Source organism: Hephaestia caeni, from assembly GCF_003550065.1.
GTDB lineage: Bacteria > Pseudomonadota > Alphaproteobacteria > Sphingomonadales > Sphingomonadaceae > Sphingomonas > Sphingomonas caeni_A.
The window spans coordinates 1-23,921 of record NZ_QXDC01000005.1; the positions used below are offsets into that span (position 1 = coordinate 1).

Below are 23,921 nucleotides of genomic sequence, written 5' to 3' on the forward strand. Positions count from 1 at the left end.
ATCGCGGGATCGGTGATCTCGTCGTTGAACGCCTCGATCACGCGCGGGGCGAGCTTGTCGACCGCATAGGCGCGCGCGGTATCGCGGATCATCCGCTCGTCGTCGGTGAGTTGGTCGTCGAGATAAAACGCGTCCGCCCAGTCGAACTGTTGCAATTCGCTTCCCCATTGACCGCCCCGGCAGCACGCTCGCAAACAGGTGCAGAAATGCCATTTCATGAATATGATTATCATCTAGAAGAAGAGTGTCAACCAAATGAGCATTCCGAACGGAACTGGCGGACTGGTAGCGGCGATGCCTGCGATCGTCAGGATACCCGCTCGCTACGTTGTGGGTGTGATCGGCCTGCCCGTCGCGCGTTTCCGACGTCGGCTGTGCGCTTCAACTTGGCCGTTCAGAGCTTCTCGAATTCATCTCGAAAGCGGCCGATCGTTCATTTGAGCGTGGCACCCTGCCGGCGATACCGATGATCCGTCTATATCGCTATCGTCACTCGTCCCCGATGGCGTAACTGGAAAGATCTGTATGCAGCGAGTTCCCAGCCTTTCGAGCCTACGGCTCTTCATGATGGTGGCGCAGAGTTCCAGCTTCAGCGACACCGCGCGCGCGATGGGCGTTTCGCAACCGGCGCTCAGTCGCACGATCCGGCTGCTCGAAGAGGAGCTTTCGGTCCGGCTGTTCGACCGGGACACCCGCAACGTCAACCTCACTGCCGCGGGCGAAATGTTGCTTCCTGCGGTCGAGCGACTGGTTGGCGATTTCCTGGCGACATTTTCGGAACTCGAACATGCGCTTTCGGGGAAGCGCGGCCGGGTCGTGATCGGAGCGCTGCCGTCGGTGGCTGCTAACCTGCTGCCGCTGGCGATGGCCCGGTTCCAGATGGATTACCCCGAAGTCGAGGTCATCGTGCGAGATAGCCTTTCGGGAACGCTCTATCAGCAGATGCGCGAACGGCAGGTCGATTTCTCGATTACCACACCGCCCGAACAGCCTGAGGTGTTCGCATTCCAGCCCCTGATGATCGACGAATGCGTGCTCGTCTGCGCCGATGGCGATCCGCTGGCGCAAGGCGGCCCTGCGAGTTGGAGCATCTTCGCAGAACGCCCCTTCATCGCGATGGCGCCCAGCAGCAGCGTGCGGAGGCTGACGGACGCCGCGCTGATCCGGGCGAACGTCACCGCCAAACCGCTGTTCGAGTGCGCGCACCTGGCAACCGTGGGCGGACTCATCGTCGCCGGACTCGGGATTAGCGCGCTGCCGCGCACCACGTTGCCGCTGCTGAGCCGGGTCGAGATCGCTTCGGTTCCGTTGAGGGAACCCAAGGCGACCCGTACGATCGGGATCGCACATTTGGCCAACCGGTCGCTGTCTCCCAGTGCCGCGCTCTTGGCACGGCACCTTTCCGCCCTCGAAATGGAGGCGGAAACTCTTAAATATATTGGATAAGTCGATAAGTTATTTCGAATTGCTGTATAGGTCTATTAACGGCATATCGCATGGACGCCCAAAAGCGCCCGGGGGGTAGACTATGCTGGCAGCGATCGCTGCAATCACGATCCTGGCGCTTCTCGCCGCCATCCTTTCCAATCGCGTTTCACCGATCGCGGCGCTGGTGCTGATACCGATCATCGGTGCAGTGGCGGCGGGCCTGGGCGGTGAAACACCCGGCCTGATCGTGTCGGGGATCGTCAAGATCGCACCGGTCGCGGGCATGTTCGTGTTCGCGATCCTGTTTTTTGGCGTGATGACGGACGCCGGGCTGCTCGCGCCCATCGTCGCGCGCATCCTGCGGCTCGTCGGCGAGCGTCCTTCCAGGATCACGGTGGGGACGGCCCTCCTCGCGCTATTGGTTCACCTCGACGGGTCGGGTGCCGTCTGCTTCATCGTCACGATACCGGCGCTGAGACCGCTCTACGATCGCCTCGGCATGGATCGTCGTGTCCTTGCCTGCACGGCCTCGCTGGCGGCCGGCGTCAATTTCCTGCCCTGGACCGGCCCGACCCTGCGGGCGAGCGCCGCGCTGAAGCTGAGTACGACCGAGATCTTTGCGCCGATGATCGCGGTGCAGGCGGTTGGGCTTGCATTTGTCTTCACGGTGTCCTGGTGGTTGGGTGTTCGCGAGGAAAGACGACTGGGGCTCGTCAACACGACAACCGCTGGATTCCGGCCTGGCGCGATGCCGGTCGTCGACGCAAGCGCGGAGGAACTGGCGCTTCGTCGGCCGGGACTGTGGTGGTTCAATCTCGCGCTGACATTAATGGTGATCGCCATCATGGTTGCGGGACTGATTGAGCCGGTCGTCGCGTTCATGGTTGGCACCGCAGTCGCGCTGCTGGTCAACTATCCTTCGGCGGAGGCGCAGCGCGCACGGATCGACGCGCATGCACGCGCCGCGCTGTTGATGGCGAGCATCCTGTTCGCCGCCGGCGCCTTCACCGGGATCATGACCGGCTCGGGTATGATCCAAGCGCTTGCCGAGGCTTCGGCCGGGCATGTGCCCGATGCGCTCGGCCCGCGCATTCCGGTGATCCTCGGGGTGATCGGAATGCCGCTCAGTCTGCTGTTCGATCCCGATTCCTTCTATTTTGGGGTGTTGCCCGTCATTGCCGAGGTCAGCGCCCATTTCGGGGTGGCGCCGGTCAGCGTGGCGCAAGCCGCCTTGCTCGGTCAGATGACGACCGGATTTCCTGTCAGCCCGCTGACGCCCGCGACATTCCTGGTCGCCGGACTTTCCGGAATCGAGTTGGGGGCACATCAACGCTTTTCCATCCCCTGGCTGTTCGGCGCATCGGTGGTGATGACCATCGCTGCCGTCGCGTTCGGAGTGTTCGCGTTGTGACCGGCCGAACCATCCGAATCGGCGCCGGCGCGGGGTATTCGGGCGACCGCATCGAGCCAGCGGTCGAACTCGCCGAACAAGGAAAGCTGGATTATCTCGTCTTCGAGTGCCTTGCCGAACGGACGATCGCGCTTGCGCAGGCCCGCCGCCGAGCCGACCCGGAACAGGGCTTCGACCTGCTGCTCGACGAAAGGATGCGTGCGGTCTTGCCCGCTTGTCGCGCGAACGGGGTGCGGATCGTCACCAACATGGGCGCGGCCAATCCGGCGAGCGCGGCGCGCGCGATCGTCCGTATCGCGCGGGAACTGGGGATGGCCGGCCTCAAGGTGGCGGCAGTGATCGGCGATGACGTGCTGGATCAGATTCGCGAGCAGCCCCGGTCGCTGAGCGAGCACGACGGCACGACCGCCGATCTGGGCGATTCGGTCGTTTCGGCCAACGCCTATCTCGGCATGGCGCCGATCGTGGAGGCGCTGGCCGGCGGCGCCGATGTCGTCGTGACCGGCCGCGTGGGCGATCCCGCGCTGTTCCTCGGGCCGCTCGCCTACGAATTCGGCTGGTCCGCCGACGATTGGGATATTCTGGGGCGCGGGACCGTGATCGGCCATCTGCTCGAATGCGCGGGCCAGCTTACCGGCGGCTATTTCGCCGACCCCGGCGTGAAGGACGTGCCCGACCTCGCCCGGCTCGGCTTTCCGCTGGCGGAGGTATCGCCCGACGGCTCAGCCCTCCTGACCAAGGTGCCGGGGTCCGGTGGTCGCCTGAGCGTGGCCTGCTGCAAGGAGCAACTGCTTTACGAGATCCTCGATCCCGGCGCCTATCTACAGGCGGATGTCGTCGCCGATTTCCGGACGGTGCGGTTCGAGATGGCAGGGCCGGATCGCGTCCGCGTCACCGGAGGTTCGGGTCGGGCCCGGCCCGACATGTTAAAGGTTTCGATCGGTTATCAGGACGGGTTCATCGGGGAAGGTCAGATTTCCTATGCCGGTTTGGGTGCCGTCGCGCGCGGCCGGTTGGCGCTCGACATCGTGCGTGACCGGCTGGCGATCACCGGAATCGATGCCGAGGACCTGCAATATGAGCTGATCGGTCTCGACGCGGTCGATCGGACCGGCCGGACCGGCATCGAACCGCGAGAGGTGCGCGCGCGCGCCGTCGGCCGATCCCGCTCGGCCTATGCGGCCGGGCGGATCGGCGCGGAAGTCGAGGCTCTATATACCAATGGGCCGTCGGGCGGCGGCGGTGCCGTCGCCAGCGTCCGCCAGGTGCTGGCGGTCACATCCGTTCTGCTGCCGCGCGACCGTGTCGCCCCGGCCGTGCTGTACGAGGTGGCATGATGCTGTTACGCGACCTCGCCCACGTTCGCACCGGCGACAAAGGGGACATATCGCAGATTTCGGTGATCCTTTACGACATCGAGAATTATGCGCTGCTGGCCGATCGATTGTCAGTGGAGGTCATCCGCCGCCATTTATGTGCGTTGCCGATCTTCAGCGGCGAGCGGTACGAGCTACCCGAACTGGGCGCGCTGAATTTCGTGTTGCGCGGAGCGCTCTCCGGCGGCGTCACCCGCTCGCTCGCCCTCGATGCGCACGGCAAGACCCTCGGGGCCCAGCTTCTCGATATCGAGATTATATCAATTTCCTGATTAGATCATCCAATCATTATATTTCTAAAAACAATCCTCAACCAATACACCGCTACCGACATCGCAGCGTCCGTCCGCGAGCAAGCGACGGGGCACGATGTCGATGTGATCAGACACTCGTCGGACAGACCTCATGAAGTGAGGCCCGGCACGATCATAAGGGGAGGAACCGATGGTCAACTGGCTTGGAATCCGCGCCGATCTTCTCGCGGGAACCACGATGATGATGGCAGTGGCAGGCACGGCGCACGCGCAGACCAAGGCATCGCCGCCGCCCGATCATGATACGGTGCAAGCCGAGCCGACCCAGCCTTCCGAGCAACCTCCATCGGCGGGAGAGGTTGCCGCGGGCGACATCGTCGTCACAGCCTCGCGCCAATCGCAACTGCTCTCGCGCGTGCCGCTCAGCGTGTCGGCCTTCACCCAGGAAACGCTCGACAATCAGGGCGTGAAATCGGTGGCAGACGTTCAGCGCCTCACGCCGGGCGTGGCCTTTTCGCAAGGCGGACAAGGGACGACGAACATCTCGGTCCGCGGCATCGCCTCTTCGGTCGGCGCCGCGACGACGGCGATCTATATCGACGATACGCCGGTCCAGGTGCGCACGCTCGGCTTCAGCGCCAGCAATCCCTATCCGACGATCTTCGATCTCCAGCGGGTCGAGGTGCTGCGCGGCCCGCAGGGCACGCTGTTCGGTGCCGGCGCGGAGGGCGGCGCCATCCGATTCATCACGCCGCAGCCCGATCTCACCGGCTATAGCGGCTATGCCCGCGCTGAAGTCGCGACCACCCAGTCGGGCGCGGCGAGCTACGAGGCCGGCGCGGCGGTGGGCGGCCCGCTGATCGCGGACCGGCTGGCATTTCGCCTCAGTGCCTTCTTCCGCCACAGCGGCGGCTATATCGACAAGATCATCGGTACCCCCTCGATCGTCGACCGGACCGGTGCAGCGGGGCCCACGGATTCGCTGCATTTCGACAAGACGGGAACAGGCTACGCCGACGTCAATTGGGAGAATACGACCGCGCTGCGCGGCGCGTTGACCTGGGCGCCGACCGATAACCTCACGATCACCCCTGCCCTGTTTTACCAGAAGCGCTATGTCCACGACGCGACATCGAGCTTTTGGCCGGAAACCTCGGATTATGCGTCGGGCGATTTCTCCACCCCGCAATGGGTCAGCACCATCGATGCCGATCATATCGCGATCGAGAACGAGCCGCTTTACGAGCCGCTGAACGACAAGTTCCTTCTCCCCAGCCTCAACGTCGAGTGGGATTTCGGCGGGGCGCGGCTGATCTCCAACACGTCCTATTTCAGTCGCCGGCAGACGTTCACGAGCGACTATACAACCATCTACGAGCGCATCTATGCGGGCCGCTCCGTGCCCGTGCCGGGTGATCGCGCCATCACCTTCTTCGGCAACGATCAGGATAATTTCGTCCAGGAAGTCCGCCTCCAGGCAGCCGATCCCGATGCGCGGTTCAACTGGGTCGTCGGCGCCTATTTCGCGGATACCAGACAGCTCGCCACGCAAGAGGCGCACCCGAACTTCATCTATTCGATCCCCAAATTGGGGGCCGCTGTCACCGACGGAGCACCCTTCGGGCCAGGCTATAGTGCATTCGTCAACTATTACGGTATCGGCCTGATCGACGGTGTCTCCTACAAGAGCCGGCTCAGGGTCGACGAACAGCATCTGGCGGGTTTCGCGCAGGCCGATTTCAAGATCACCGACCGCCTCAAGGCTACGGTTGGTGTTCGTGTCGAGCGCGCCAAATTTTCCTACGACGCCCGCTATAGCGGCGCCAATCTCAACCAGAATGCGCCCCACGGCCTCGCGTGCGTGCCCAATTCCTCGCCGTGTGTCCCCGTGCCGGTCGGCGCCTATGCACCCGGCGAAGGCCCGTTCGCCCCCGCTTATGGCGACGGCGGCTCTTCGTCGTCGGAAACGCCGGTGACGCCCAAGTTCGGGCTTTCGTATCAGGCCGATCAGAACAACCTCTTCTACGTCTCCGCGACCAAGGGCTATCGGATCGGCGGTGCGCAATCGGCGCTTCCCACGCTGTGCAACGCGCAATTGGCGGAACTCGGCTTCACGGGATCGCCCGCGACCTACAAGTCGGATTCGCTGTGGAGCTATGAAGCCGGCGCCAAGAGCCGGCTGGCGGGCGGCGCCATCAACCTCGCCGCGAGCGCCTTCTACATTCGCTGGCGCAACATCCAGACCAGCGTCTCGCTGTCGTCGTGCGCCAACAGTTTTGTCGCGAACGCCGCCAGTGCCTCGAGCCGCGGGTTCGACGTACAGGTGAACCTCAACCCGCTCGACAGTCTCAGCCTCAATCTGGCGGTCGGGCACACGCTGGCGAAGTTCGACGAGCCGCTGGTGCTCAGCGGCAAGACCACGATTACGGAAGGGTCGGCCGTCCCCAATTCGGGCGCGCCCTGGACTGTGACGGCATCGGCCCAATACATGCTGCCGGTCGGCGGCGACATCGAGCCCTTCATCCGCGGCGATCTCACGTACAACAGCCGCCAGCGCCGGACGGGAAGCACCGATCCGGGGACGATCTCCTATGATCCCATGATGTCTCCGGTGCCGGAAAATACGCTGTTCAACGCGCGTGTCGGCGGCACTTTCTTCGATCGAATTTCGCTGTCGCTGTTCATGGACAATGTCTTCAACGCGCACCCGCATTTGGGGCTCAGCCGTTCGCGCGGGCAGCCGATCTACACCGATTACACCTTCCGGCCGCGCACGATCGGCGTCACGATCTCGTCCAACTTCTGACGGCGCACACCATCACAAGGGGAATGACGATGCCGATTTCCAGACGCGACATGCTGACCGCAACAACCGGGGCGGTGTCGCTGGCGGCGCTGGGCGACTTGGGGATGGCGGGCGCGGCAAACGCCGCTGCCGCCACACCGGACGGCGCGGCGGGAAAGGCGGAAACCAACGAGCGCTTCCTTGCCCGGCTCCTGGGGCGGGACAAATTGTTCTGGTCGCCCAACGTCCAGCCGGAGGGCTACAAGAGCCTCGAGCGTATCCTGGCGACCCGCCCGATCCGTCGGGGAGCGAGCGTCCGCACCTTTCCGCGCAAGGAGATCGGCCCGCTCACCTATCAGGATCAGACGAGAACCGAGACGCTCGACGATTTCATGAAGCTGGAACACGTCGCCGGAATCATCGGCATTCGCGACGGCGTGATCCGGCTCGAGCGCTATGGCCTCGGGCTGAAGCCGACCGAGCATTGGACGTCGATGTCGATGGTCAAATCGATCACATCGACCATCGTCGGCTGCGCACTTCACGATCGTCTCGTCCCGAGCCTCGATGTCGAGGTGGCGCGTTACGTGGGCGTGTTGAAGGGATCGGCCTATGCGGACGTCACGCTGCGCCAACTCCTCACGATGACCTCGGGCATCCAGTGGGACGAAAACTACATGAATCCGCAGGCCGACGTGAACCTGCATTATGAGAAGGTGATCGCGGACCGGCAGGCGGGTGGCATCCTCGCACATCTCGCGACGCTGCCCCGCGCGCATCCGCCCGGAACTTATTTCCACTACAATACCGGCGACACGTTCGTGATCGGTTGCCTGCTGACAGCCGCTATCGGCGGTCATCTGGCCGATTATTTTTCGAACCGCATCTGGTCACGCATCGGCACCGAACAGGATGCGCTGTTTCTGCTCGAATCCGACGACGGGCAGGAAGTCGCCGGCAGCAGCGCGAGCGCGACGTTGCGTGACTATGCCCGCTTCGGAGAGTTCATCCTCGGCGGCGGGATCGCGGGCGGACGGCAAGTGCTGCCGGAAGGTTGGGTGGTAGAAGCAACCAAACCCTCGGCTCCGCGGGAAGACCCCGCCGGCGGCGGCTATGGCTATCAATGGTGGACATCGACGGACGGCTCTTTCGCCGCCCAGGGTTTCGCGGGCCAGACGCTGCGGATCCATCCCGCGAACAAATCCGTCATCGTCATTCTCTCGGCCTTGCCCAGCAAGGAATTCCGGCCCGTGGGTGAAGCCAGCCTCACGCGCCGCGCCAATTTCATGCGCGCGCTCGACGCCATGATGGGCCATGCTTAGATTTGTTTTGGAACATGTCCCGGCCCTTCACTCGACCACGACGGGCGCCGTGAAGGTATAGCCTACGCCGTAAACGACCTCGATGGGGGCACGCAGCTTCAAATGATGTTCTATCTTGCGGCGTAGCCGGCTGACGACCGCGTCGAGATGGCGGTTGTCGAAGCTGGCCCGCGGTCTGGCGAGCATCGCCACCAGCGCCTCGCGCTCGCACACGTCGCCGCTGCGAAGGAACAAGGCGCTCATGAAGGCGAACTCGGTAGCCGTCAGTTTAAGCACGTGCTGGTTCGGTGCGGTCAACGTCCAGTTGGCATTGTCCAGCACCCACGGGTCATCATGACCGTTCTCAGTGCCCGGCTGATCACCCATCCGCCTCAAAAGACTGCGGACAGCCGCTTCGATTTCGCGCAGGGTGCTGTGCTTGACGAGGTAGATATCGGCACCGCTTTCGAAACCGCGGATACGATCGTCGCTTTCGCCGAGCGCAGTCAGCATGATGATGCCGCAAGCGTGAGACCGGCGGATCTCGGCGGCGAGATCGAACCCGTTGCCGTCTGGCAACCCGACATCGAGGATGACGACGGCCGGCGGCGGCGCCTCAGCGAGATCCCTACGCATGCCCTGCGCCGTTCCGACACCCCTGGCCTTGAAGCCGCTCAGCGCCAGGAAGTCGACGATATCTTTGCGCAGCCGCTCCTCATCCTCAACAATCAGAATATGCGTCACGCCGCCTCGACCTCCAATGGGGTCTCGCCAGACGTTTCCGTGGGCATCGGTATGCGCACGATCGCGATCGTTCCCCCCTCGTCGCTTGGACATAGCTGCAACGTTGCGCCGTGATAGTCCAGAAGCCTTCTTGCGGAATAAAGCCCCAGCCCGGTTCCCGTGAGGCCTTTCGCGTTGGAAGCCCGGAAGAATCGGCGCCCGATCTTGCCGAGTTCGCCGCCGGGGATGCCCATGCCGCGGTCGCGGACTTCGATCACGACCGACTCCTGTTCCTCTCGGGCCGCGATGTGGATCAATTGATCATCGGGCGAATATTTTAGGGCATTGTCGATGAGGTTGATGATGACGGTCGCGAGCATGTCCGGGTCGACACAAAAATAAACCACCGGGTCTTCGGTGCCGAAGCGCAGACGGTCGCCGCGCGCGGTCATCTCGAAATGCAGCCGTACATCCCCTAGCAGCGAGCCGACCTGCATCCGCTCGGGCTGGTAGGCGTTTTCCCGATCGTCGGTCATGAAACGGTCGATGAGGGAAAATAGGCGGTTGAGTGCCTCACCGATGCCCAGGAGCCGTTCGCGCGTGGCTTGGGGCGATTGGTCGCCGACCAGACCGATCATGTCGGCAGCGTTGCGGATCACGGCAAGCGGCGTGCGGAACTCATGGCTGACGACCCGCATGAAATCGGCCTGCTCCTCGCGAAGCGCGCGCTCGACTTCGATGCTGGTGTTGAGCTGCCTTTCCAGCCGCCGCCGTTCGGTCACCTCCTCCAACAAGGCCCGGTTCTTCTCGCGCAGGTCGGCAGACAGGCGCGAGCTGACCATGAACAGCAGGCACGCGAAGAACGTGATCAGGAACAAGGTGCCCTGCAAGAGATACCAGGCATTGCGGTCCGCGAGGATCGGGCCGCTTTTAAAGTCTGCCGGCAGACCGACTTCGATCGCGCTCTGGACGAGGCTCGCGATCATATATTCGGCGAGCACCGCGATGGTGATCCATCGCAGCAGCGCCGGTTGCGTCCGGTCGCGGATAAGGCCCAGACACATCATCGACATGATGACCACGGTGAACAGGGTCGAGACGTGGATGCGGCTGGCAATATCACCCGGATCGATGGCGAGGGCAGCGCTCCAGGCCAGCAATTGGAAAACCAGGAGCGACATGCCGAGCCAACTATAACGCGGCTGCCCGAGGAAGCGGGCGAGCCCTTCGGCCAGCAGCACGAGGCCCAGCTTGATCGCGGTGTTGTGGAGCACAATTTCCCACGCCACGGGTTGTTCCCCGCGCAGGACCATCAGCAATAGACCCGCCGCGATGGCGATGAAGCCCGCCGCGAGAAACCTCAACTCATACAGATGACGCCAGGCCCGCCAGACGAAAGTCCACACCACGGCCTGCAAGCTCGCGATTGCGAACGTGACGACGAGAACCGTCTTGAGATCAAGCATCGCTGAAAATGTACACTGAGCCGATCTCCCGCCTCCCTCACACGGCGCGAACGCCAAGCCTCGCAGGCGTCGCGCGCGAAGGCAAGTGCTTGGGTGTTCTGCAAGATTTGATTAGAATTCAATAGAATTGATCGGTGGAATTGCCGGCTCTCGCACGCCTAACCAAGCCCTGAAACGATGTAACGCGGGCGTCGCTGCAACGCCCGCATAAGGGCGCGCGCAACGTACAGCACCCACACAGGAAAATGCGCTCCGTTCATGCTGACGACGGCCTGCTGCCAGAAATGAGGGGTAGAGTATCATGCGTCCTACACGCCTAAAATTGCTTGCCGCCGCGACTCCCCTTGCCATCGCCGCCGCGCTGATGCTGCCTTCGGCGGCCCGGGCCGACGCAACAGCGGAATGCAACGTGAACGCAGGGCCGGACGGTACGCCGGGGAACCTCGACGACTTGCCCGAAACTCTGGAATGCGGCGAGAACGCCCGTGCCACCGGCGAGGCCGCAACCGCCATCGGCGCGAGCAGCACCGCCAGCGGTTACCACGGCACCGCCACTGGCAGGGGAAGTGCTGCGGGCGGGCTGGATGGCGTCGCGGTCGGCTACAACAGTATCGCCTCGGGCGAACACAGCACCGCGATCGGGACCATAAGCCGTGCCGAGGGAGTGAACGGCACCGCAGTCGGCCAAGACAGCCGCGCTTATGGCGCGAATAGCACCGCCATCGGACAGTTCAGCATTGTTCATGGCGACAACAGCACCGCGGTCGGGCAAAGCGCAAACCTCACTGGCACGAACAGCACCGCGGTCGGGCAAGACAGCTTTGTCTACAGCGATAGCAGCACCGCAAACGGTACCCGGAGCCTTACTGCCGGCGAATCGAGCACCGCGATCGGCTATTCCGCCCAGGCCGGCAGTACGTGGACCGGCCAAGCCTATTTCAATGCCCGCGCCACCGCCATCGGCGCCAATGCCGAAGCGGGGGGAACCGCCGCCGGACAGACCGATGCGACGGCCGTGGGTGAAAGCGCCAAAGCCCATGCCGTCGGCGCTTCCGCCTTCGGTCAGGGCGCAAGCGCCACCGGCGATGGCGCGGTGGCGCTGGGGCAGGGTTCGGTTGCGGATCAGGCGAACACGGTATCGGTGGGCAGAGTCGGCGCCGAGCGGCGCATCGTCAACGCCGCCGACGGCATTATCGCCGCGGGCTCGACCGATGCGGTGACGGGCGGGCAGCTTTACGACACCAACCAGGCCGTTGCTGCGGCGCAGAATACGGCAGACAGTGCGCTCGCCGGCGCCACGGCAGCACAAGCAACCGCGACCACGGCACAGACGACGGCCGATACTGCCCTTGCCGACGCGGCAACGGCGCAAAACACCGCCGATACCGCGCTGAGCAGCGCAGCCGCTGCACAAACCTCGGCCGATACGGCGCAGACGACGGCCGATACCGCGCTTGCCGACGCGGCAACGGCGCAAAACACCGCCGATACCGCGCTGAGCAGCGCAGCCGCTGCACAAACCTCGGCCGATACGGCGCAGACGACGGCCGATACCGCGCTTGCCGACGCGGCAACGGCGCAAAACACCGCCGATACCGCGCTGAGCAGCGCAGCCGCTGCACAAACCTCGGCCGATACGGCGCAGACGACGGCCGATACCGCGCTTGCCGACGCAGCAACGGCGCAAGGCACGGCGGATACCGCATTGAGCAAGGCCGCCGCCGCTCAGACGACTGCCGACACGGCGCTCACCAACGCCGCCGCCGCGCAGGGGACGGCCGATACCGCGCTCGCCAACGCGGCAACCGCCCAGAGTACGGCGGACACGGCATTGAGCAACGCGGCGACGGCGCAGGATACGGCCGATACCGCACTCACAAACGCTGCCACCGCGCAGGCTACCGCCGACGACGCCGCGAACGACGCAGCACTGGCACGGGCGGAGGCCGCCACCGCGCAGACGCGCGCAGAGGAGGCGCGCAGCCTCGCCGATCAGGCAGTCGCCAGCGGTGCGGTGACCCGCGAGACCGCGGAACTGGCGCTCACCAACGCCAGCAATGCCCAGACCGCAGCCGATTCCGCCGCCGAGCGCGCCGACGCCGCCACGCAAGTTGCCCAAACGGCGCAGACCAATGCCGACCTCGCCCGCTCGGTTGCCGAAAGCGCCTCGGCCACCGCCGACGCAGCGCTGAAGCGCACCGACTATCTGGCCGTCAACGGCAGCGGCGATCGGCCGACCGCAACCGGCGCCAACGCGATCGCGATGGGCTCGGGGGCGAACGCCGGCGGGGATGATGCGGTCGCGCTCGGCACCAGCGCGCAGGCGACCGACGGTGCCGCGGTCGCCATCGGGCTCGGCAATGTCGCCTCGGGCGACGGCGCGGTGGCGATCGGCGATCCCAATCACGCAACCGGGCGCGGCGCCGTCGCGATCGGCGCGGACAACAGCGCGACCGGGCTTGCCGCGGTGGCGATCGGCGCGGACAGCGTGGCCGAAGGGCAATCCGCCATCGCGCTCGGCAGCAACGCCCAGGCGACCGCCAACGGCGCGGTGGCGATCGGCGAGAACGCGGTGGCGAACCGTGCGGGCCAGGTCGCGTTGGGCTCAGCGGCCTCGACCTACACGCTGGCCGGGATCGGCTCCACGGAGAGCCGGGCGGCGCAATCCGGCGCGGTGAACTATGTGACGTCCGACGCGGCGGGCAATCTCGCGCTGGCCGATTTCGGACCGGGCGATATCGCGGCAATTCGTTTCGATCTCGACCGCGATCGGCGCGACGCTCGTGCCGGGATCGCCGCCTCGATGGCAATGGACTATGCGCCGATGCCGTCGGCGCCGGGGCGGACCAGCTATGCGCTGAACGGCTCGACGTTCCGTGAAGCCCAGGCAGTCGGCGGCGCCATTTCCCATCGGCTCGACACTGCCGAACCATTCGCACTCACCGCAGGTTTCGCCTACGGCGGCCACGGCAACAATGCCGTCCGTGTCGGCGTGGCCGGGGAATTCTGACGCGTAAGCGCCTCACCCGAAGCAGGCGGGAACGGCCCGGATGCCGGGCTCCATGAATCGAGGGGGCTGCGGCTGCCTGGAGCGTGCCGATCACCGCACGAATGTCAGGGTCGAGATGTGCTCAAGCCGGTCGACCTGCTTTCCCGCGACCGTACCGGGGGCGCTTTCGCTGTGCGAAACGCCGAGAATGTATCGGCCCGCGCCCAGGTCCGGCACGACGATGCGGCCGTCGGTATCCGCCGTGAACGATTTCTGCCAGCGATCGGGCGTGATCACGTTGACGGCCGCGCCGGGGACAGGCCGCCCGCGAAACTGCACGGTGAATGCATCGGCGCCGGCGCTGACCGGCACGAGTTCGAGATCGAGCTTCGCCTCGCTCTCGGCGCGGCCCGCGCGGGCATAGAAGATCGCCCCCGTCATGCCTGCGTCGGTTTTCCACGGATCGAAGATGCTGTCGTCGCGGACGCGCACGTCCCCTGCGTCGCCGGGCACGGCTTCGAGATGGTCGGCGTGCCGCGTGGTTGCGAGCGGGCGCGCCGGATCGGACAGGAACACCACCGGCTGCTTCAGGCGGTGCCATTCGGGGTCGCCGCCGTCGGGTATGGGAAGCGCCGGCTCGCCGAGGTAAATTCGGGCCGTCCCCTGGCCATCGCGCTCGACCCACACTTCATGCGCAGCGGCAGGCATCGCGAAGGCCAGGGCGGCAATGACGAACGGCAAGGCGATACGCATCAATCTTCTCCTTTGGAAACGGTGGGCGGTTTGCTCATTGAAACGGAATGCGCGCGGCGGCCTGCACGCACGCAGAGCCAGGCGACGATGCTCCAGGCACCGATGCTGAGATGGCCGAACCAGGCGATCGCGCCATAGGCCGGGCCGAAGGCGGCCAGATCGAGCACGAAGACCAGCACCAGCAACGCATAGCCGCCGACGCGCGCGCTTCGAAGCGACCCGCCCGAGCCGACGCCCCGTCATATCCCCCTGATGCCGGCCCATCGACAACGCGATGAGCGCGAACCCCGCGAGCGCGAGCGAAAGGGCAAACAGATGGCTCATGCCGCCGCCATCACATCCGCGTTGTCCGCCGTCCGCCGGCGCGGCGCCGGGGCAGCCCGCACGCGCGCGGCCTTGCGCGCTGCCCAGCCGAAGCCCGCCGCCAGCATCAGCATCGCGCAATCGAACCCGACGAACAGCCAGTCCCCGGCGGCAAGGCTCGCGAACAGATTGCGTGGTGTCGTCAGCGCGTTCACCACCGGCACGGCCGTGTACAGCAACGCCGCCGCCGCCAGCCCTTCCACCCAGGCCCGCCGGGTCGGGCGGACGATCGCCCAGGCCAGCACCGCACCCCAGGCGATGAAGAGCGCATGGATTTCCCAATCGGCACGGTTTTCCATGCCCGACGGCAGCAATCGGTTGGCGAGGAAATAGACCGCCAGCCCCGCACCCAGCCCGGCGATCGCCGCGACGTTGAGCCGCTCGACGAGCCGGAAACCGAAATGCGGCCGATCGGGGTTCGGCAGCTTGGCGCGGCGCTTGACCGTCCACAAGACGAGCCCGCTGCCCACCATGATCGTGCCCGCGACGCCCGACAGGAAATAGAGCCAGCGCAGGCCCCATTGGGCGAAGCGACCGGCATGAAGGCCGATCATCACGCTTTCGGTCTCCAACGCCGGCCCCTTGGTGAGCCCGGCCTCCAACGGGCGTCCGGTGACGCCGTTCAGCGTCAGCGTCTCGCCGCGCGACCCGATCGCGTCCTCGGGCGCGCGGGTCAGCGTGACGGTGGCGGTCGCATCGCCGGGATTGATGACGTTCAGATACCCGACATCGGCCCCGCCCCATTCGGCCGAAGCCGTGCGCATCATGGTGCCGATCGGCGCGAGCGGTTCGCTCCGCCCGCTGCGTTCTACCTGCGCGGGCTGGGCGAAGACGGCGTTGAAGAAGGTGCCCGGATCGGCATAGTTCGCGGCGATCCCCCAAGGCATATAGAGCGTCGCGAGCGTCACCAGGCCGGTGAAGGTGATCATCAGGTGGAAGGGCAGCGCGAGCACCGCCGTCACATTGTGCGCATCGAGCCAGCTTCGCTGCCCCTTGCCGAAGCGCAGCATGAAGAAATCGACGAAGATCTTCTTGTGGGTAACGATGCCCGAAAGGATCGCGACGAGCATGAACATCGCCGCGATGCCGACGAGGTAGCGCGCCCAGATCACCGGCATGTAATGCAGGTCGAAATGGAAGCGGTAGAGGAAGAAGCCGCCCCGCGTCTGGCGCGCCTCGACCTTATGGCCGCTGCCGTCGAGCACGGCGCTGGTTTCGCCCCGGCCTCCGCGCCCTTCGGCGGGTTGCCAGAAAACCTGCGTGGTCGCGCTGCGACTGTTCGGCGGGGTGATGAACCAGGTCTTCGCATCGGGCGCGATCGATGCGAGGTAACGGACCGCACCCTCGGTCGCGACGACCGGATCGGCGGTGCCGCTGACCTCCGGCTGCATCCAGCGGGTGATCTCCTCCTGGAAATACGCGGCGGTGCCGGTCGCGAACATGGCGAACAGCAGCCAGCCGAACAGCAGCCCGACCCAGGTATGCAGCCATGCCATCGATTGACGGAGGCTTTCCTTCACAACCGCCCTCCCGTCGCCAGCGAAAGCCAGAGGCCACCGCCCAGCACGATCCCGGCACCGATCATCCACAGCCAGAGGCGGACGATCGATCGCATCGCGAAAGCGGTCAGCGCGAGCATGGCGAACAACGCGAAGGAGAATAACGTCGCGGCGACGCTCGCTTCGGCCGGCGGCATCGCGAGCACCCGGGCAAGACACGCGGTCGCGAGCGAGGTCAGCAGATAATTGGCCGGGATCGCGGCCAGCACGCGGACGGCCACGCCCCAGCGGCTGACGCGTCGGCGGCGGAGCGCGGTCGTCGCCATCGCTCAGAACCGCCGCGACAGGCTGATCACGAACGTGCGCGGCTCACCGGGAGTCGTGCGTGTCAGTGAAGCGGTCGGGAAATAGCGTTCGTTGAAGATGTTGCGGACGTTCGCCTGCGCGGACCAGTCGCCGAACGTGTAGAAGATCGCCGCATCCGCCAGCGTATAGCTGTCGAGATAGAACGGCATCGAGGTCGCCGAGGCTGTGCTCGCGGGCCGGTTGCTTTCATGATGCAGGCCCAGCCCGGCGCCGAGATTGGCGAACGGCCCCTTCTGAACCGTGTAACGCCCCCAGAGATTGACGACATGGCGCGGCACGCTGGAAAGACGCGCGCCCACCAGCAGACGCGAATCGGCGGTAACCTTGGCGTCGAGGAAGCTGTAGGCACCGCTCAACTCGACACCCGGCAGCGGTCGCCATGCCGCCTCCAACTCGATTCCCCGCGTTCGCTGCTCACCGGTCAGCACATAGGTGTTCGGCGGCGCATCGGGCGACAGGTCGGCGGTGGCGACGTTGGTGCGGGTCAGCTCGAACACGGTCGCGATCCCCGTCAGCGTCCCGTCCGCCCGCGCCACCTTCACCCCGGCTTCGTAATTGACGCCATGTTCGGGCGGCAGCGTGGACCCGTCCGACGCCCGATAACTGCCCTGCGGATTGAAGGATTTGGCGTAGTTCACATAAAGCGACACCGCCTTGCCGATCGCCAGCGTCGCGCCGGCACGCGGGCTGAAGGCGGTGTCCACGACCTTCGGACTGGCGGTTCCATCATTGTTGATCGCGCTCGACGCACGATCCCAGCGACCGCCGAGCGTGACGGTCAGCACGTCGCCGAGCGTGAGGTGATCCTGAAGATAGAAACCGCGTTGCCTGGTGAGGCTGGCATAGGTGGTGCCGGCCACATCGGGATCTGGTCCGCTGACGGTGCCATAGACCGGATCGTAGAGATCGAGCCAGTACGGCCCGCCGTCGAACAGGTTGGTCTGGTTGCTCTCGCGCCTTCCGTAATCGAGGCCGGCGAGGACGTAATGGCCGATCGGCCCGGTCGCGAAGCGCAGGCTTACATTGGTATCGACGGCGAAATTGTCACCATGCTCGTCGAACGGGCCGTAATAGAAGCGCCCGACCTCTCGGAAGTCATCGGAGATACTGCTGACGAACAGCCAGTGATCCCAGGTGTTGTGGAAATTCTGATAGCGCAGCGATTGGTGAACGGCGATCGCGTCACTGAAGGCGTGATCGAAGACGTAGCCAAGGTTCCAGTTGTCGTTTTCCTGGATCGCCGGATAATCACCGTCATTGATCGACAGATCGATCGGCAACGGCCCGTTGGGATTGGGCAGCGCGGTGCCATAGGCCGTGGTCGGCGACCAGGGATTGATCTTGTCGTCGACATAGCGGCCGAGCAGCGTCAGGCTCGTGTCCGGCCCTGGCTTCCACGTCAGCGCGGGCGCGATGAACAGGCGCCGCTGCCCCGAATAATCGACGAAGAAATCCTGGTCGCGATAGACGGCGGCGACCCGCGCGAGCAGGCTGCCGTCGCGGGTCAGCGGGGCATTGCCGTCGACCTGAAGCTCGAACAGGTCATACGAACCGCCCGCGAGCGAGACGTCGAGAAACGCGTCCTCGCGCGGCCGCTTGCTCACGAGGTTGACAATGCCGGACAGCGGCCCCTGCCCGAACAGCCCCGACGCGGGCCCCTTGACGACCTCGATCCGCTCGAGCCCCGCCAGTTCGGTCGTCGCATAACCCGCATCTTCGCGCAGGCCGTCGAGATAGGTGGCGCCCGACGAGGCCTCGAATCCGCGGATCTTGAAGCCGTCGAAAAAGCCGTAGGTGTTGCTGCGCGACACGCCCGCGACGTTGTAGAGCGCGTCACCGAGCCGGCGCACACCCTGATCCTCGATCAATTGTTCGGAGAGGATCGAGATCGCCTGCGATGTCTCGAGAACCGGAATGTCCGCCTTGGATGCAGACGCACTCCCGTCGGGAAGAAGGCCGGTGACGACGATGTCGGCGTGACGGCTCGATGCGTCTTGCGTGCCCGCGTCCTGCCCGCTCGCGGGCACCGCCGGAAGACATAAAGCAACGACAGCCGGCAGACCGATTCCGAGACGCACCACCAATTCCCCCTTTGCGATTCGCAGCACCGATTAAAGCTATTGAGAATCGATCGCAACTCTTGATTCGATATATTTCTACCTTTATTGCGAATGCCTCGCGATTGCGGATCAGCCGCATATTGCGCTTCGACAATGTATGGCAGCAGCAAATGCACCGCCGCGAACCGCGCCTATGTGGCCGAATTAATTGGGGGTTTCTTCGATGACGTTTAAGTTCATGCTTCTCCTGGGTGGCGCGCTTGCCGCCTTGGCAACGCCCGCGATCGCGCAGACGGCCGCCACGGAAGACGGCGCGGCAACGCCGCCCGGCCAGTCCGAAGGCGCCATCCAGGATGGAGCGGAAATCATCGTCACCGGCCGCTATACGCTGCCCGACAGGATCGATACCGCGACCGGACTCGGTCTCACCGTCCGCGAGACGCCGCAATCGGTGAGCATCATCACCGCCCAGCGCATCATCGATCAGAATCTGCGCAGCGTCGCCGATGTGGTCGAGAACGGCGTCGGCGTGACGATGACCGAGATCGACGACGTGCGTAACAGTTTCTTCGCGCGCGGCTTCAAGATCCAGAACTACCAGATCGACGGCGTGCCCACCGCCTGGGCGCTGGCCGGCAGCGCAGGCGAGACCATTGCCGACGTCTCGATCTACGATCGTGTCGAGATCGTGCGCGGCGCGACGGGGCTGCTGAGTGGCGCGGGCGATCCGTCCGCCTCGGTCAATCTCGTTCGCAAGCACGCCGATCGCGCCGATTGGGGCGGCTATGTCAACGCCAGCTACGGCAGTTGGGATACGTGGCAGGTGTCGGGCGACATCGGCGGCGCGGTGACCGCGGACGGCCGCCTGCGCATCCGCGCGGTGGGCCGCTACGAGCAAGGCGACAGCTATATCGATCTCTACCGCAACAAGAAGCTGGTCCTCTACGGCACGCTCGACGCGGACGTGACCGACGACACGCTGCTCCGGGTCGGCTTCAGCCACCAGCAGGGGCGGCCCGACGCGCCCGCCTGGGGCGCCCTCCCCTCTTTCTACGGCGACGGCAGCTTCGCCGCCTGGCCGCGCTCCAAGACCGCGTCGGCCGACTGGGCGTTCTGGGACACGACCAACCAGAACTTCTTCGCCACGCTGCGCCACGATTTCGGCAGCGGCTGGAGCGCGCAAGTCAACTACAACCGCCTGCGCAACGCGGAGAGGACCAACATCCTCTACATCTACGGAACGGTCGACAAGGACACCGGGCTGGGCCTCGCCAGTAACCCTTTCGCCGACGAAGGCGAAAGCATCCAGAACAGCTACGACGCCCAGATCAAGGGCAGGATCCGCCTGTTCGGCCGCGATCACGACATCGTGCTCGGCGCGCTCGACAGCACGATCAACCGCTACACCAACACGTTCCAGCCGCTCAACATCACCGACCCGGCGAACCCCTATTCCTTCCCGCCGGCAGGAGACTTCAACAATTGGGACGGCGATTCCTACCCTTATCCGGGCTTTTCGGACGTGCCGTCGCTCCAGGTGAAGGAGCGGATCAAGCAGACCGGCTATTATGGGGCGCTGCGCCTCAACCTCGCCGATTCATTGAAGTTGATCGGCGGCGGCCGGCTGGCGAGCTGGAAGCAGAACGGCTTCAGCTACAACGTGAGCAGCGACTATGGCGATGACGATGTGTTCATCCCCTATGTCGGCGCGCTCTACGATCTGGCCTCCAATCATCGCCTCTATGCGAGCTACACCACGATTTTCCAGCCCCAGAGCGCGCTCGACCGCGATTTCCGGCAACTCGATCCGCTCGACGGCAAGGCCTATGAAGTCGGCCTCAAGAGCGCCTTCTTCGGCGATGCGCTCCAGACCTCGATCGCACTGTTCCGCATCGAGCAGGACAATGTGGCGCAGCCCGACGGGGCACCGGTTCCGCCCCCGGGCGGCGGCATCCCGCAGCAGACCTACATCGCCGCCGACGGCGTGGTCAGCAAGGGCTTCGAGGTCGAGATCACCGGCCGGCCGCTCGAAGGCTGGAACGTCAATTTCGGCTACAGCCAGTTCAACGCGGAGGATGCCGACGGTAACAAGGCCAATGCCGACCAGCCCCGCCGCCTGCTCAAGCTGTTCACGACCTACACGTTTCCAGGCGCGCTCGATCGGCTGACGATCGGCGGCGGCGTCAACTACCGCAGCAAGGCCTATTCGGAGGGCGACAACCCGGTCACCGGCGCGCCGTTCCGGTTCCAGCAGGACGGCTATACGCTCGTCAACCTGATGGCGCGTTTCGCGGTGAGTGAGCGGTTGCAGCTCCAGGCGAATGTCGAGAACCTGCTCGACAAGCGCTATTTCAGCCAGATCGGCTTCTACAGCCAGTATCGCTACGGCGCGCCAAGGAACGTCACCATCGGTGCGAACTATCGCTTCTGACCGATTATCGCGCCCGTGATGCGGCGTCCTTCTTTTCTGGTCAGGTGAGGCCGCGGACTAGCCAACCTCAAGGCGAGTTGGCCGGCCTGCACCTGCCCGGAATGAAGGCCGCATCAGCTTTCCGCGGGTGGTTGGTTCGCGCGGAAATATTCCCATTCCTCAATCACCTTGCCGTCTGGCAGATGGCAAAAACCAGTCTGACCATTGGCGCCATCTCTGATTTCCACGCGGCCGCCCTGCTGCACGCAAAATTCAGATGCGGGATTGGCGATCCCGGTCTTTGGCGGCGCCTCGGTAGCGTCGGGCGCGGAACAGCCGCCAATAGCCACAAGGCAGCCGGCGAGAAAAAGACCACGCATCTTCATCATCCCATCCTCATGTGTTCATGGTGAATTTTGAGGGATTGCATAGCCCTGCCAAGGCATACGCGCATAAACCCGTGTGGGGTTTGTTGGTAGCGGAGGAGGGACTTGAACCCCCGACACGCGGATTATGATTCCGCTGCTCTAACCGGCTGAGCTACTCCGCCACACTGTTCGTGAGGCGCGGGCTATAGAAAGCCGCCACCCTCCGGTCAAGCGACCCGAAGCGGCATTTTAAGGCCGAATCCGACCGGGCTCAAATCTCCACCTGGCTGCCCAGTTCGACCACGCGATTGGTGGGCAGGCGGAAGAATTCCATCGCGCTTTCGGCGTTGCGCAGCATCCAGGCGAACAGCTTCTCGCGCCACAGCATCATCCCCGGCCGCTCGGCGGGCAGCAGCGTCTGGCGCGCGAGGAAGAAACTGGTGTCCATCATCTTGAACGCGCCGCCGCATTTGTCGACGCGCGCCAGCGCCGCGGGGACGTCGGCCTCCTGCATGAAGCCGTAGCGGATGATCATGCGGTGGAACCCCTGCCCCATGTCCTCGAGCACGATCCGGTCCGCCTCGGCGACGAACGGCTCGTCGGCGATCTTGACCGTCAGCAGGACGACACGTTCATGCAGCACCTTGTTGTGCTTCAGATTGTTGAGCAGCGCATGCGGCACGCCATCGGCGCTGGAGGTCATGAACACCGCGGTGCCGGGCACGCGCGTCGCGGCGTTGGCGGCGGATTGGATGAACACCTTGATCGGCATCGAGGCTTCGCGCAGCCGCGCGATCATCAACTGGCGCCCGCTGGCCCAGGTCGTCAGCACCGTGAACACCAGGAAACCGATCAGCAGCGGGAACCAGCCGCCCGACGGCACTTTGGTCAAATTGGCCGCGAAATAGGCCCCGTCGACGAGGAAGAACACCGCAAGCAGTGGAATCGCGAAATAGGCGGGCCAGTTCCACAACCGGAACAGCACCACGCCGAGCAGGCAGGTGTCGATCAGCATCGCCCCGGTCACCGCGATCCCATATGCCGAGGTCAGGTTGGACGAGGTCTGGAAGAACAGCACCAGCAGCACGACCATCGCCATCAGCAGCCAGTTGATCAGTGGGATATAGATCTGCCCCGCGGTTGCCGCACTGGTGTGCTCGATACGCAGCCGCGGGATGAAGCCGAGCTGGATCGCCTGCTGCGTCACCGAGAACGCGCCCGATATCACCGCCTGGCTGGCGATGATCGCCGCCGCGGTCGCCAGGAAAACGAGCGGCAACTGCAAACTGTCGGGTGCGAGCATGTAGAACGGGCTTTCGAGCGCGGTCACGCCCTCGCGGAACAGCAACGCCCCCTGCCCCATGTAATTGCAGATCAGCGCCGGCAGCACGAACACCAGCCACGAAACGCGGATCGGGTTGCGCCCGAAATGCCCCATATCGGCGTACAGCGCCTCGGCCCCCGTCACCGCGAGCACCACCGATCCCAGCGCGAGGAACGCGCGCACGCTGTCTGATACGAAGAACCGGATCGCATAGGTGGGGGAGAACGCCCACAGGATGCCCGGCGTCTGGATGATGCTGATGATTCCAAGCACCGCGATCACCGCGAAGTAGCACAACATGACGGGGCCGAAGAGAGCGCCGACGCGCGCGGTGCCGCTGCGCTGGATCGCGAACAGAAACACGAGGATGACAACCGCGATCGGCAGCACCAGTGCGCCGAACGCCGGCGCCGCCACCGCCAGCCCCTCGACCGCGCTCAGGACCGACACCGCGGGCGTGATCATGCTGTCGCCATAGAAAAGCGCGGTCGCGAACACGCCAAGCAGCACGATCCCGCGCGTCCAGCGCTTGGTCTTGGTGCGCCCCGATACCAGCGCGAGCAGCGCCAGGCTGCCGCCCTCCCCCTTGTTGTCGGCGCGCATGATGATCGAGACGTATTTGAGCGTCACGACGATCATCATCGACCAGAACATCAGGCTGACGACGCCCATGATGTGCGCGGCGTCGAGCGTCAGCGGATGGTGGCCCGCGAAGGTCTCGCGGAAAGCATAGAGCGGACTGGTGCCGATATCGCCGAACACGACGCCGACGGCGCCCGCCGCCAGCTTGAGCAGCCCCTGTTGCGAATGAGGCGCCTGGCCGACCTGCACCGCATGATCGCCGAGGGGCACCGCGGAAGGCGTCCCGCTGTCGTTGCTGCTCGTCACTGGAGGATGCTTCGCGCCCGATTGCCGAGGAGGTGATCCGAGGCCGGATCGTCAGCCTTGCCCCTGTTCATCGGCGGCGCCTCTACATCAGCATGGTCGCTTGCGCAAATGCAACGAAGGCCGCCGCGCTTTGCTCCCGGCCGGGCAGGCTTGCCGA

16 protein-coding genes, 1 tRNA gene and 2 pseudogenes are annotated in these 23,921 nt (G+C 64.9%); 8 read left to right on the plus strand and 11 right to left on the minus strand.

Annotated features, from left to right (window positions below; genetic code table 11):
* Positions 1–218, minus strand: a pseudogene (locus tag DFR49_RS22305) (hypothetical protein); the annotation flags it as partial.
* 307 nt (positions 219–525) lie between these two features.
* Between DFR49_RS22305 and DFR49_RS19085 the strand changes: the two are divergent.
* From DFR49_RS19085 to DFR49_RS19110, 6 genes are all read left to right on the plus strand, one after another.
* Positions 526–1,446 carry a LysR family transcriptional regulator gene (locus DFR49_RS19085; protein ID WP_119037327.1) on the plus strand — a complete coding sequence of 307 codons (921 nt, stop codon included), beginning with the start codon at positions 526–528 and terminating at the stop codon, positions 1,444–1,446.
* 82 nt (positions 1,447–1,528) lie between these two features.
* Positions 1,529–2,839: a CitMHS family transporter gene (locus tag DFR49_RS19090; RefSeq protein ID WP_119037328.1), complete on the plus strand. Its 1,311-nt coding sequence runs from the start codon at positions 1,529–1,531 to the stop codon at positions 2,837–2,839.
* Positions 2,836–4,176: an acyclic terpene utilization AtuA family protein gene (locus DFR49_RS19095; RefSeq protein ID WP_211325947.1), complete on the plus strand. Its 1,341-nt coding sequence runs from the start codon at positions 2,836–2,838 to the stop codon at positions 4,174–4,176. Before DFR49_RS19090 ends, DFR49_RS19095 begins: the two co-directional genes overlap by 4 nt.
* A complete protein-coding gene (locus DFR49_RS19100) occupies positions 4,173–4,487 on the plus strand; it encodes an AtuA-related protein (RefSeq protein ID WP_211325948.1) in 315 nt (104 codons plus the stop codon). Before DFR49_RS19095 ends, DFR49_RS19100 begins: the two co-directional genes overlap by 4 nt.
* A 172-nt stretch (positions 4,488–4,659) precedes the next feature.
* Positions 4,660–7,275 carry a TonB-dependent receptor gene (locus DFR49_RS19105; RefSeq protein WP_119037329.1) on the plus strand — a complete coding sequence of 872 codons (2,616 nt, stop codon included), beginning with the start codon at positions 4,660–4,662 and terminating at the stop codon, positions 7,273–7,275.
* A 29-nt stretch (positions 7,276–7,304) separates the two neighbouring features.
* Positions 7,305–8,576, plus strand: a complete 1,272-nt coding sequence (locus DFR49_RS19110) for a serine hydrolase domain-containing protein (protein WP_170151067.1) — start codon at positions 7,305–7,307, stop codon at positions 8,574–8,576.
* A gap of 27 nt (positions 8,577–8,603) precedes the next feature.
* Here DFR49_RS19110 and DFR49_RS19115 read toward each other — a convergent pair whose 3' ends face one another.
* Complete coding sequence (locus tag DFR49_RS19115) at positions 8,604–9,299, minus strand: response regulator transcription factor (protein WP_119037331.1); 696 nt, start codon at positions 9,297–9,299, stop codon at positions 8,604–8,606.
* Positions 9,296–10,744 (minus strand): sensor histidine kinase, encoded by a 1,449-nt coding sequence (locus tag DFR49_RS19120; protein ID WP_119037332.1) that lies wholly within the window; start codon positions 10,742–10,744, stop codon positions 9,296–9,298. The genes DFR49_RS19115 and DFR49_RS19120 overlap by 4 nt, the downstream gene beginning before the upstream one ends.
* A 301-nt stretch (positions 10,745–11,045) precedes the next feature.
* Here DFR49_RS19120 and DFR49_RS19125 point away from each other — a divergent pair, with 301 nt between their 5' ends.
* Positions 11,046–13,754: a YadA-like family protein gene (locus tag DFR49_RS19125; protein WP_119037333.1), complete on the plus strand. Its 2,709-nt coding sequence runs from the start codon at positions 11,046–11,048 to the stop codon at positions 13,752–13,754.
* A 90-nt stretch (positions 13,755–13,844) separates the two neighbouring features.
* Here DFR49_RS19125 and DFR49_RS19130 read toward each other — a convergent pair whose 3' ends face one another.
* From DFR49_RS19130 to DFR49_RS19150, 5 genes and pseudogenes are all read right to left on the minus strand, one after another.
* Entirely contained in the window at positions 13,845–14,486 is a 642-nt protein-coding gene (locus tag DFR49_RS19130) for a DUF4198 domain-containing protein (protein ID WP_119037334.1), read from the minus strand.
* Positions 14,486–14,689: pseudogene (locus DFR49_RS19135) on the minus strand (hypothetical protein); the annotation flags it as partial. The pseudogene DFR49_RS19135 and the gene DFR49_RS19130, both read right to left, overlap by 1 nt.
* Before the next feature lie 117 nt (positions 14,690–14,806).
* Complete coding sequence (locus tag DFR49_RS19140; protein WP_119037336.1) at positions 14,807–16,369, minus strand: PepSY-associated TM helix domain-containing protein; 1,563 nt, start codon at positions 16,367–16,369, stop codon at positions 14,807–14,809.
* Positions 16,366–16,674 (minus strand): hypothetical protein, encoded by a 309-nt coding sequence (locus tag DFR49_RS19145; RefSeq protein WP_119037337.1) that lies wholly within the window; start codon positions 16,672–16,674, stop codon positions 16,366–16,368. The genes DFR49_RS19140 and DFR49_RS19145 overlap by 4 nt, the downstream gene beginning before the upstream one ends.
* Before the next feature lie 3 nt (positions 16,675–16,677).
* Positions 16,678–18,795: a TonB-dependent siderophore receptor gene (locus tag DFR49_RS19150; protein WP_170151068.1), complete on the minus strand. Its 2,118-nt coding sequence runs from the start codon at positions 18,793–18,795 to the stop codon at positions 16,678–16,680.
* Between the two features lie 202 nt (positions 18,796–18,997).
* On the opposite strand from DFR49_RS19150, the gene DFR49_RS19155 reads away from it, so the two are divergent.
* A complete protein-coding gene (locus DFR49_RS19155) occupies positions 18,998–21,205 on the plus strand; it encodes a TonB-dependent siderophore receptor (RefSeq protein ID WP_119037339.1) in 2,208 nt (735 codons plus the stop codon).
* Positions 21,206–21,318: 113 nt separating this feature from the next.
* Here the strand turns inward: DFR49_RS19155 and DFR49_RS19160 are convergent, their stop codons facing one another.
* From DFR49_RS19160 to DFR49_RS19170, 3 genes are all read right to left on the minus strand, one after another.
* A complete protein-coding gene (locus DFR49_RS19160; RefSeq protein WP_245968652.1) occupies positions 21,319–21,573 on the minus strand; it encodes a putative hemolysin in 255 nt (84 codons plus the stop codon).
* A gap of 84 nt (positions 21,574–21,657) precedes the next feature.
* A tRNA-Met gene (locus DFR49_RS19165) sits at positions 21,658–21,734 on the minus strand.
* A gap of 89 nt (positions 21,735–21,823) precedes the next feature.
* Positions 21,824–23,707, minus strand: a complete 1,884-nt coding sequence (locus DFR49_RS19170; RefSeq protein ID WP_245968676.1) for a potassium transporter Kup — start codon at positions 23,705–23,707, stop codon at positions 21,824–21,826.
* Between the last annotated feature and the right edge of the window lie 214 nt (positions 23,708–23,921).